Source organism: Prescottella subtropica, from assembly GCF_005434945.1.
GTDB lineage: Bacteria > Actinomycetota > Actinomycetes > Mycobacteriales > Mycobacteriaceae > Prescottella > Prescottella subtropica.
Genome location: NZ_SKCH01000001.1, coordinates 109,490 through 120,954 on the forward strand (window position 1 = coordinate 109,490; position 11,465 = coordinate 120,954).

Consider the following 11,465-nt stretch of genomic DNA (forward strand, 5'->3'; position numbering starts at 1 on the left):
TTTGAACATGCGTTCAACGAGTACGGATCGACTCGATGCGGACCTCACCACCCGGGCCCGGATCCGCGACGCCGCGATCCGCGTCTTCGGGCACCAGGGATTCGCCGCCGGCATCCGCGCCGTCGCCGCCGACGCCGGCGTCTCCCCCGGACTCGTCAACCACCACTTCGGCTCCAAACAGGGCCTGCGCGCCGTCTGCGACGACCACGTCCTCGGCATCATCACCGCCGAGAAACGTGACATCCTCACCGCCCCCGGACCCGGCCCGATGCTCGCGTCCCTCGCCGAAATCGACCGCTACGCACCGCTCGTCGCCTACCTCGTGCGGTCCTTCCAGGCCGGCGGCGAACTCGCCGCCACCCTGCTCGAACACATGGTCGTCGCCGTCGAGACCTACCTCGACGCCGCCGTCACCGAAGGCCGTATCCGCCCCAGCCGCGACCCCGCCGCCCGCGCCCGCTACCTCACCATGAACAGCCTCGGCTCCACCCTCCTGTACCTGCAGATGCACAGCGACCCCGACGGCACCGTCGACTTCGCCGCGGTCCTCCGCACCATGACCGACGCGATCATGTTCCCCGCCCTCGAGGTGTTCACCGAGGGACTGTTCACCGACTCGACCCTGCTCGATGCCTACCCCCATCCCTCCTCCCGTTTCAGCTGAAGGGTCCCTTCGGTCGCTACAGGCGAACAAAGGGTCCCTTCAGCTGACAGGGGAACCACCCTCAGGAGTCACCATGACCACGATCATCGAAGTCGCGAAGCTGGAGAAGTCGTTCGGGTCGACGCGGGCGTTGGACGGGTTGGATCTGACGGTCGGGGAGGGTGAGGTGCACGGCTTCCTGGGGCCGAACGGTGCCGGGAAGTCGACGACGATCCGGGTGTTGCTGGGTCTGTTGCGTGCGGACGGGGGCGGTGTGTCGGTGTTCGGCCGCGACGCCTGGCACGACGCGGTGGATCTGCACCGGGAGGTCGCCTATGTGCCGGGTGATGTGACGTTGTGGCCGACGCTGACCGGTGGGGAGATCATCGATCTGCTGGCCCGGATGCGGGGTGGCCTGGACGAGCGGCGCCGCGCGGATCTGGTGGAGCGGTTCGATCTGGATCCGCGGAAGAAGGCCCGCTCGTATTCGAAGGGCAATCGGCAGAAGGTGGCGGTGGTGTCGGCGTTCTCGTCGAACGCGCGTCTGCTGCTGTTGGACGAGCCGACGTCCGGCCTGGATCCGTTGATGGAGAAGGTGTTCCGGGATTGTGTTGCGGAGGCGCACGGCCGGGGTGTGACGGTGTTGCTGTCGAGTCACATCCTCTCGGAGGTGGAGGCGCTGTGCCAGAACGTGACGCTCATCCGGGCGGGGCGTGCCGTCGAGAGCGGGTCGCTCGAGTCGATGCGGCACCTGAGTCGGACGTCGATCACCGCCGAACTCACCGGGGACCCCGGCGATCTCGGCCGGATCGTCGGCGTCGACGACGTGCGATTCGACGGGCGGACGCTGCACTGTCAGGTCGACGCCGACGCCCTCGGCGCCCTGGTCCGCACGCTCGGCGACACCGGGGTGCGGAGCCTGGTGAGCACCCCGCCGACACTCGAACAACTGTTCCTGCAGCACTACCAACTCGCCGAGGAGGTGCGGTCATGACTGCCGTCACCGCGACACGGTCGACCCGACCGGAAGCGGCCGCAGCCCCGTCACCGTTCACCGGGACCGGGCTGCTGCTGCGGCTGAATCTGCGCCGCGACCGGGTGATCCTGCCCGCGTGGTCGATCGTGCTCGGACTGCTGCCCCTGGTCTACGGCAAGGCGATCGCCGGCCTGTACACCACGGATGCGCAGCGGGCCGCGTTCGCGGCGTCGACGGCCGTCGTCAAGTCCGAGATCGCGCTCGTGGGGCCGATTTTCGGGTCGAGTGCGGGGGCACTGACGACGTGGCGCGCCGGGTATCTGTTCACGTTCCTGGCGATCGCCGCGATCCTCACCGTCGTCCGGCACACCCGGGCGGAGGAGGAGGCGGGGCGCACCGAACTGCTCGGGTCGACCGCGGCGGGCCGGTATGCCGGCCTGACCGCGGCGGTCCTCGCCGCGGGGATCGGGGTGGCCGCCGGCTCGCTGATCGGTGCCGCAGCGCTGGCGTCGCTCGGAATGGGAGGCGCGGGGGCGATCGCATACGGGTCCGCGGCGTTCGGTGCGGGCGCGGTGTTCATCGGGGTGGCCGCGGTGGCCGCCCAGGTGAGTACCGGGGCACGCACGGCCCGCGGTATCGGATTCGCGGTACTGGCCGCTGCGTTCGCGCTGCGGGCCGTCGGCGATGCCGGGTCCGGGATGCTGTCGTGGGTGTCGCCGATCGGATGGGCACAACAGGTGCGCCCGTTCGCCGACGAACGCTGGTGGGTGCTGCTGCTGCCCGCGGTCACCGCCGTCGCACTCGTCGCCGTCGCGTATTCACTTCTGGCGCACCGTGATCTCGGGTCCGGTCTCGTCGCCGAACGACGTGGACCGGCCCGATCCCCGGCGACACTGTCCGGGCCTACCGGTCTCGCGTGGCGGACGCAGCGTGGACCGATGCTCGCATGGACGATCGGCATGACGGTGTTCGCGCTCGTGATCGGCGGCGCCGCACACGGTGTCGGTGACCAACTCGGCGACAACGAGCTGATCCTGCAGGCCCTCGCCCGTCTCGGCGGGGCCCGCGCACTCGAGGACTCGTTCCTCGCAATGGGTTTCACCCTGCTCGGTCTCGCTGCCGGCGCCTACACCGTGTCGGCGACCCTGCAACTGCACGACGAGGAGGAGTCCGGGCGTGCGGAGAACGTGCTCGCGACCGCGATCGGGCGGCCACAGTGGGCACTGGGGCATCTGGTGTTCGCACTCACCGGGCCGGCCGTCGCCCTGACGGTCGCCGGACTGGTCACCGGTGTCGCGTACGGGATGTCGATCGGCGACATCAGCGCACAGGTCCCGCGCATGCTCGCCGCGGCGCTGGTGCAGTTGCCGGCGGTGTGGCTGCTGACAGGTGTCACCGTCGCACTGTTCGGCACGCTGCCGCGACTCGCGTCGGCGGCGTGGGCGGTATTCGCGGCGATACTCGCCCTGTACGTGTTCGGGATGGTCGCCGACCTGCCCGGGCCGGTACTCGACCTGGTGCCGTTCCTGCATCTGCCGCGACTGCCGGGCGGCGAATTCCAGTGGTCGCCGATCGTCTGGCTGCTGCTGATCGCGGCCGCACTCGTCGCCGTCGGACTGACCGCGGTGCGCCGCCGCGATCTCCGGTAGGCCACGACCGGGACACGGCGTCACGCTTTCGCGTCGGAACCGTGACGCCGTTTCCCGTTCGGCGGCATCGCCCGTTCCTAGACTCGGGGCATGTCTGCAACACGTGCGGCGGACGAGGCCGTGAACTGGTCCAGGATCGAGGAGCGGGCGTCGTCGGTGGCGCACCTGTTCGTCGAGCGGGTGGCGTCGACCCCGCGGGCGGAGGCCTTCCGTTTCCCCTACGGCGACAGCCCCGACGGCGGCTGGGCGAGTGTCACGTGGTCGGAGGTCGGGGACCGGGTCCGACGGCTCGCGGCCGGGCTGATCGCGCTCGGGGTCGAGCCCGAGCAGCGGGTCGCGGTCGCGTCGGCCACCCGGTACGAGTGGGTACTGGCCGATCTCGCGGTCATGTGTGCCGGCGCCGCGACCACCACCGTCTACCCGACCACGACCGCGTCCGACGTGGCATACATCGTCGCGAACTCCGGTAGCCGGGTCGTCTTCGCCGAGAACGACACTCAGCTCGCGAAACTCCGGGAGCATCGTGCCGACCTGCCGGACGTGCGGTACGTCGTCCTCGTCGACGGCACCGCGCCCGACGACGGCTGGGTGATCGGGTGGGACGACCTCGAGCAGCGCGGCGACCGGTTGCTCGCCGATCGACCGGACTGTGTCGCGGAGCGGATCGCCGGGATCGCATCCGACGACCTGGCGACGCTGATCTACACGTCCGGCACGACGGGCCGTCCGAAGGGAGTGCGGCTGACGCATGCGGCGTGGACGTACGAGGCGGCCGCGATCGACGCGGTCGGCATCCTCGACGCCGCCGACCTGCAATATCTGTGGCTGCCACTGTCCCACGTGTTCGGGAAGGTGCTGTTGACGCTGCCGCTGCAGATCGGGTTCGCGACGGCCGTCGACGGCCGCGTCGACCGGATCGTCGACAATCTCGCCGTGGTGCGGCCGACGTTCATGGGTGCGGCGCCCCGGATCTTCGAGAAGGCGCACGCCCGCATCGTCGGAACGGTGGAAGACGAAAGCGGCGTGAAGAAGCGGATCTTCGACTGGGCGATGCGGGTGGGGCGGGCGGTGTCGAAGGCGCGCCAGTCCGGGAAACCGGTGTCACGCCGGCTGTCCCTCGAGAATACGCTGGCGGACCGGTTGGTGTTCCGGACGATCCGGGAACGGTTCGGAGGCCGGTTGAAGTTCTTCATCTCCGGGTCGGCCGCACTGGATCGTGATGTAGCGCAATGGTTCGACGCGGTCGGCATCGTGATCCTCGAGGGCTACGGGCTGACCGAGACCAGCGCCGCGTCCCTCGTCAACCGCCCGTACGCATACCGGTTCGGCACCGTCGGCCGGCCCCTTCCCGGAACCGAGGTGGCGATCGCGGACGACGGCGAGATTCTCGTCCGGGGCCCCGGGGTGATGAGCGGCTACCACCACAATCCCGACGCGACCGCTGACGCTCTCGACACCGACGGCTGGTTCCGCACCGGCGACATCGGCACGATCGACACCGACGGCTTCCTGCGCATCACCGACCGCAAGAAGGACATGTTCAAGACGTCCAACGGCAAGTACGTGGCGCCGTCGGCGATCGCCGCCATGTTCAAGGGGTTGTGCCCGTATGCCGGGGAGATCATCGTGCACGGCGAGGGCAAGTCGTACTGCGTAGCCCTGATCAGCCTCGACGGGGAAGCGATCATCGAGTGGGCCGCCGAGAACGGCATGGCCGACCGTCCGCTGCGCGAGATCGCCTCGGCCGGAGCGACCGTCGCGATGATGAGCTCCTACGTCGACCGACTGAACGCCGGCCTGAACCGCTGGGAGCAGATCAAACGGTTCACGATCCTCGAACGCGAACTGAGCGTCGAGAACGGCGAGATCACCCCGAGCATGAAACTCAAACGCACGAAGGTGGTCGACCACTTCTCCGAGAAGATCAGCGAACTGTACGGCCCAGCAGGACCATCGCGGTAGCACGGGCGGCCCGACGGTCCGTCTTGCCGCCCGGACCGAGTTCGAGCCGGTCGACGGTGACGACGTACTCGGGCAGGTATTCGGCGGTCGTGCCCCGCGACCGCAGCCACGCGGCGAGCGCGCCGGTATCGAGGGTGTCGTTGTCCGCGAGAACCACGACGGCACACACGCGTTCACCGAAGATCTCGTCGGGCACCCCGACGACCGCGACATCCGACACCGCCGGATGGCCGTGGACGAGGTCCTCGATCTCCACGACGGAAATGTTCTTCCCGCCCCGGATGACGAAGTCCGCCGTGCGGCCCACCACCCGCAACCGGCCGGCGCCGTCGATCTCCACCACATCACCGAGCAGCATCGCGCCGTCGTCGGTGTACAGCTCGGCGTTCGCCGCCGGGTCGTCCCAGTATCCGGCGGACACCAGGGGACCCGATACCGCCGGCTGTCCACGACGGAGCCCGCCGGTGCACGGTGTCCCGGTATCGTCGAGCACCCGTACCCGCATCGACTCGAGCAGGTGCCCGCACGTGCGCAGCCGGGTGTCTACATCGTCGGCCAGGGTCGTGCGGCTCACCCCGCCCGCCTCGTTCGACCCGTAGAACTGCAGGACGGTGGCACCGGTCCGTTCCTCGAACTCGCGGGCCGCGTCGTACGGGACGGGCTCACCACCGGTGTACAGGATCCTCAGGCTCGACAAGTCACGATGTCGGGCCGCATCGGACCGCAACAACATCTTGAACTGGGTACTGACACAACACAGCACGGTCACCCGTTCGCGTTCGATGAGCATCGCGGTCTCGTCCACGTCGAATCGCGCGGTCACCACGGTCGGGACCCCGAGCAGTGCCGGCAGGAAGTGCGCCGACCACAACCCGAACCCGAACGGTGCCGGCACCACCGAGCAGATGACGTCGCCAGGCCCGATGTCGGCGCCCCACATCGCCTCCCGGGCGAACTCCACCCACTTGCGTTCGGTGTGCGCCACCACCTTCGGCAACCCGGTGGTGCCGGACGTCGAATTGAGCAGTGTCACATCCGATGTGGTGAATGTGCCGGTGGCACCGACATCACCCGCACTGCCGAGATGCTGCCGGACCACCGACCCGCTGCTCTCGTCGACGATCACCACTTCAGTCGGGGACACGTCGTACCCGCGTAGTTCGTCGACGAGTTCCTGCCATGTACGGCCCCGAATCGATGCCGCGGTCACCAGAACCGTGGCATCGGTGCGGCGCATGATGTGCGAGATCTCCCGCACCCCCGACCGCACCCCGATGGCAGTCGCGATCCGGCCGGCCCGGAAACATCCACACAGCGCCGCATGCACACCCGCAGTGTCCGGCAGCAGTACCGCCACCCGGTCACCCGGACCTGCTGCCGTCCACCGCAACTCGACGGCGACAGCATCGGCCAGCTCGTCGTATCCACGCCACGTGGTCGTGCCGGCACTGCCGACGAATGCCGGACGCTCCGGGATCCGTCGCGCCCACGCCCGCACCACATCACTGACGGAAACGTCGGCGTAGGACTCGGGTGCGGTCGCGAAGGTACCGGGGGTGAGGAAGTCGGGCGTCGTGTCACTGTCGATTGTCATGGTCACCTCACTCGTGTGCTGCGGCATCGATGATCGCCTCGGTGATACCCATCGATCGGCGATATGCCTTGTCCAGTTCGTCGGCGCTCGCGCACTCCGCGGCGATCCGCCCTCGCTGCATCACATACCCACGGTCCACAATCGATTTCAGTGCCGTGAGCGATGGTTCAGCGATCAGGACGGCCACGCCCGATGCGGCCAGTTCGCGGACGGTCTCGCGGAGGCCGGCGACGATCTTCGGGGCGAGGCCGGTGGTCATCTCATCCAGAAGTAGTACCTGCGGATCAGCGAGCAACGCTCGTGCCAGGACGAGCATCTGCTGTTCACCACCGCTGAGAACACCCGCGAATCGACCGGCACGTTCCCGGAGGACCGGGAATCGGTCCATCGCGGTATCGACCGAGGACTTCGGGAGGCCGAGCAGATCGGCTCCGACCATCAAGTTCTCGGCAACCGACATCTTCATGAACAACTGGCGCCCCTGCGGGACGTAGGCGAATCCTCGTCGACCCCGAGACATCGCCGACTCTCCACTGATGTCCACGTCGTCGAGGCGAACGGTCCCCGTCGCCTTGATCGCGCCGTACACCCCGGAGAAGAGGCTGCTTTTCCCAGCCCCGTTTGGACCGACAATAGCTGTCACACAACATGGTTCGACGGTTATCGACACCGAGGAGACAGCCATCGCGGAACCGTACCGAACCGTCAGATCACGTACCTGCAACATTGCGTCACACCTCTTCCCCGAAGTACACCTCACGCATAGCCGGACTGCTCATGCACGCGTCCGGAGGTCCTTCGAACGCAACCTCGCCGAAGTTCAGCAGTACGACGCTCGTCGCGAGTTCACGAATCAGATCGACGTTGTGGTCGACGAGGACGACCCCGTTACCGCCCTCCTGGATGGTGCGGACGGCACCGGTGATCGCCTCGATACTCTCCGGGTCACCGCTGGCGAACGGCTCGTCGAGAAGAAGGACTGCCGGCTCGCTCGCCATGGCACGAGCCACCTCGACCAGGCGTCGGGTACCGAGGCTCATGTCGCCACACGGTGCCGTCCCATCGTCGATTCCGTACCGGGCAGCAACCTTCGCCGCCCGGTCGATCGCAGAATCCGGTCGTTGGAACAGACCCAGCCATGCCCATTTCCACGCGGCCGGGAACGACCCGATCGAGCGACCGTACAGTCCGGGCACGATGTTCTCGAAGGCGGTCAACTCCAAGGCCACCTGTGGATGCTGGAACGTCCTTGCCAGTCCCTGCCGCGCACGGCGTTCTGCCGGCCCGGTCAAGGTACGTCCGAGAAGGCGAACCTCCCCCGCGTCGGCCCGCTGGGTACCGAAGATGATGTCGATCAGAGTCGTCTTGCCGGCACCGTTCGGGCCGACGAGGGCTACGACCTCCCCGGGTCCGACGGTGAACGAAACATTCTGGACGGCTTTGACACCGCCGTAGGACTTCGACAGGCCACACACCTCGAGCAGCGGTGCCGAAACTGTAGGAACCGTCATGAGTTTCCCTCTTCTCCGATCGGAGTCTCCCGCCGCGACGCGACCATGGAACGCAGTCGGGTCCAGCACCATTGCGCATACCCGATCAAGCCGCCCGGAGCAACGATGATGATCAGCAGCACGGCCAACGCAAGGAGGAGTTCACCGCTGCCCCTGTAGCCGGGCATGTTCAGCGTCACCGCAACGACCACGACCGCTCCCAGCGGTGCGCCCCACGCCGTCGCGCGTCCACCGATGATCGGCATGAAGATCGCCAGGAAGACGAGATTGAGGGTGAGTGTCTCCGGGGTCACCGCCTGTACCGAACCGACGAAGAGCGATCCACCGAACGCCGCGATCGCAGCACCGATCCCGAGCGCGACCATCCGCAGATGCGCCGGTTTCACACCACCGACACGGACTGCGTCGTCACTCTCCCGTGAGGCCTGCAAGGTGATGCCCCACACGGATTTCCGCAACCGGTCGACCAGAACCGCGATCACGCACACGAACACTACGGCCGCGGCGACGAGGATCGACCCGGATGGTTCCCAGCCGAACACCGACACCGGGGGAATCCGGGTGATCCCACCGGCACCACCGGTGATCGAGCGCGCGTCGATGACCCAGTATTTGAAGGCGATGCTGAAGAGCAGGGTGACCGCGGCAAGATAGAAGCCGGACAGACGCTGGGTGACCAACCCCAGCAACAGCGCAACCATCGCCGCGACGATCGCGCCGGCGATCCATCCCCACCACATCGACCAGTCGGTGTGTTTGACGACAAGGGCCACCGCGTACGCGCCGATCGCAGCGTAGGCACTGTAGGCCATGGACATCGATCCGGCGAGCACGAACGGCACGTACATGCCCAGCGCCACCAGCCCGTACATCGCGGCGAGGAACACGAGGTCCTGACGGTACAGGCTCGGCCCCACCCAGATCAGAACTGCCGCAACCACGACCACGGTGACGGCCAGTTCCCGCGTGGTACGCCTACCTCGACGGCCGCGTTGTTGCGTCTGAGGAGGATCGAGTACGCCTTTATCCATCGAAACAGCCATCACACACGCACCTTTCGAGTGATCAGGCCTTCCGGTCGGAAGGCGAAGAACACGAGCGCGATGACCAGGATCGCGGTCTGTGCCGCACTTGCGCCGAAGTAGTAGGGGGCGAAAACCTGCGCGAATCCGAGCACCAGGCCACCCACGAGAGGCGCCCATGCTCGACCGGTTCCCCCGATCACTAAGGCGAGGAAGGCGGTGAGTGTCCACGACAGGCCACTGGTGAACTGGACACCGGACTTGGGTGCGAACAGTATTCCGGCCACCGCTGCGATGATGCCCGCAACCACGAAGGCCACCACCCGAATCCGCGATACGGGCAGGCCGAGAATCCTGGCAGCTTCCGGATTGTCCCCGACCGCACGTAACAGTCGACCCGCAGCTGAGGAATGCAGCCACCAGGTCGTCGCGGCGAACACGATCACCGACCCCACCACCAGGGTCACCGTCGTACCACTCACGGTCACCCCGGACACCTCGAACGGTCCGATGTCGAACAGGCTGACGCCGGGCAGCGGAGTTCGCCCGAAGACGGTGCCCGCCAACTGCTGTACCGCGAAGAGCACCGCAGTAACGGCTACGAGTGCGGGTAGTTCACCACGCCCGGATCGGCGTTGCACCGGCCGGACGACCAACAGTTCGGTGGCGAGCGACAGAACCACGGCCAGAGCGACACCAGCGGCAACAGCGATCCACAAGCCGGCGCCCTGCTCGACGACGAGCCAACTCGTTGCGATCGCCGCTACCATCGCGTACGGCCCCATCGCGAAGTTGAAGAAATCGGTACCGATCACGACGAGATACATCGCCAACGCGATGAGCGCGAAGAACGCGCCGATCTCGACGGCCGCTATCCACAGTTGTGCATTGTTCACTGGACCTCCCCTGCGCACGGCGGTTGGTAGGAACTCCACGGACCCTGCGGGGTGTTCTCCGGACCGAACTCCATCAGAACGAGTCCGCACAGGCTGTCCGCCGCAAGATGATCGGTGGGGCCGTACGACAGGGTCAGTGCCGACTGCCCGAACGACGCCGGCAAATCTCGGACGTTCTCGAGCGCGTCGCGCACCGCCGCACGATCGTGGGGATCGTCCACGGAGCCGAGTGCCGTCTGCAGAAGGCGGACCGTGTCGAGCGCCTGCGCGTCGTATGCGGTGGGCTCGTACTCCGGGCCCTTCACCGACTTCACGAGCTCGGCAAGTTCACCGGTTCGTGGATTCTCGTTCGTCAGGCTCCCCATGAACACCATTCCGTCCAGGGCACCCCGGTCGGCGAGCGCCCACGACTTGGGCTGATTACCGATGGACGCCAACGAGAACCGCGGCAGGTTCGGGGCCAGCTTGTGCAAGGTGTCGTGGGCGAGGACCTCGACGTGCCCACCGACGCTGGCCACCAGAACGGCGTCCGGCTTCGTCTCGAGCAGTCGCGACACCTGCGCGGTCAGATCGGCGGCGTCGACGTCGACCTTCTCCGTGGTGGTGATGTCGACGCAGTCGCGCAGCGGCGGCGCGAGCGTCGCCATGACCCCGTCGATCGCGGCGCTGGAATCGGCCAGAACCGCGATCGTGCGGTACTTCTCGGCAGTGAACGCCCCGCAGTAGACCTCGGCGTACTGCGACAGCGAATTCGCGACCATGAACGAGTACTGCTCGTCCGGAGCCTTGGCGAAACTGTCCACCAGTACGTTCGGTGAGATGCCGGGGATTCCGGAGCGTTGCAGTACCGACTTCGCCTGCATCACCGACCCACTGCCGGTCGCGAGAATGACGGCACTGGCACCTTTGTCGATCATGCGACGGATCACCGACGGCGTCTTCGTCGGATCGCTCTCGTCGTTGCCGACTTCGAGGACGATCCGCCGACCGTTCACACCGCCGTTCGCATTGATGTCGGCCACGGCCGCCCGGACGGTGTCGCCCACGATGACGCTGTACGAGGCACCCGGTCCGGTCGAATCCTCGTCCATACCGATGACGATCGTGTCCGGGGCCGGTTCCGAGACCGCCGAGCATCCTGTGACGAGAACTGCTGCCGCCGTCAATATTCCGAGCTGTACACCACGCTTCTTCCGCATACTCGACCTTTCG

General features: G+C 67.1%; 10 protein-coding genes. 4 read left to right on the forward strand and 6 right to left on the reverse strand.

The window, feature by feature from the left end:
• The first annotated feature begins 7 nt into the window (after positions 1 to 7).
• The 4 genes from E0497_RS00445 (at position 8) to E0497_RS00460 (ending at position 5,230) form a co-directional block, all read left to right on the forward strand.
• A complete protein-coding gene (locus tag E0497_RS00445; protein ID WP_137722817.1) occupies positions 8 to 664 on the forward strand; it encodes a TetR/AcrR family transcriptional regulator in 657 nt (218 codons plus the stop codon).
• Between the two features lie 73 nt (positions 665 to 737).
• Complete coding sequence (locus E0497_RS00450) at positions 738 to 1,637, forward strand: ABC transporter ATP-binding protein (protein ID WP_137722818.1); 900 nt, start codon at positions 738 to 740, stop codon at positions 1,635 to 1,637.
• Entirely contained in the window at positions 1,634 to 3,268 is a 1,635-nt protein-coding gene (locus E0497_RS00455; RefSeq protein ID WP_137722819.1) for an ABC transporter permease, read from the forward strand. The genes E0497_RS00450 and E0497_RS00455 overlap by 4 nt, the downstream gene beginning before the upstream one ends.
• Before the next feature lie 90 nt (positions 3,269 to 3,358).
• On the forward strand, positions 3,359 to 5,230 hold the full coding sequence (locus E0497_RS00460; protein WP_137722820.1) for an AMP-dependent synthetase/ligase: 1,872 nt from the start codon (positions 3,359 to 3,361) through the stop codon (positions 5,228 to 5,230).
• On the opposite strand, the gene E0497_RS00465 is transcribed toward E0497_RS00460, so the two are convergent.
• From E0497_RS00465 to E0497_RS00490, 6 genes are all read right to left on the reverse strand, one after another.
• Positions 5,193 to 6,824: a class I adenylate-forming enzyme family protein gene (locus tag E0497_RS00465; RefSeq protein ID WP_170312822.1), complete on the reverse strand. Its 1,632-nt coding sequence runs from the start codon at positions 6,822 to 6,824 to the stop codon at positions 5,193 to 5,195. The genes E0497_RS00460 and E0497_RS00465 overlap by 38 nt on opposite strands.
• A gap of 7 nt (positions 6,825 to 6,831) precedes the next feature.
• Positions 6,832 to 7,509, reverse strand: a complete 678-nt coding sequence (locus tag E0497_RS00470; protein WP_241665636.1) for an ABC transporter ATP-binding protein — start codon at positions 7,507 to 7,509, stop codon at positions 6,832 to 6,834.
• Positions 7,510 to 7,555: 46 nt separating this feature from the next.
• Positions 7,556 to 8,335, reverse strand: a complete 780-nt coding sequence (locus E0497_RS00475; RefSeq protein WP_137722823.1) for an ABC transporter ATP-binding protein — start codon at positions 8,333 to 8,335, stop codon at positions 7,556 to 7,558.
• Positions 8,332 to 9,276: a branched-chain amino acid ABC transporter permease gene (locus E0497_RS00480; RefSeq protein WP_241665637.1), complete on the reverse strand. Its 945-nt coding sequence runs from the start codon at positions 9,274 to 9,276 to the stop codon at positions 8,332 to 8,334. Before E0497_RS00480 ends, E0497_RS00475 begins: the two co-directional genes overlap by 4 nt.
• A gap of 101 nt (positions 9,277 to 9,377) precedes the next feature.
• Positions 9,378 to 10,253 (reverse strand): branched-chain amino acid ABC transporter permease, encoded by an 876-nt coding sequence (locus E0497_RS00485; protein ID WP_137722825.1) that lies wholly within the window; start codon positions 10,251 to 10,253, stop codon positions 9,378 to 9,380.
• The gene (locus E0497_RS00490; RefSeq protein WP_137722826.1) at positions 10,250 to 11,452 is read right to left on the reverse strand and encodes an ABC transporter substrate-binding protein; all 1,203 of its coding nucleotides are present in this window, start codon (positions 11,450 to 11,452) and stop codon (positions 10,250 to 10,252) included. The genes E0497_RS00485 and E0497_RS00490 overlap by 4 nt, the downstream gene beginning before the upstream one ends.
• Positions 11,453 to 11,465 lie beyond the last annotated feature (13 nt).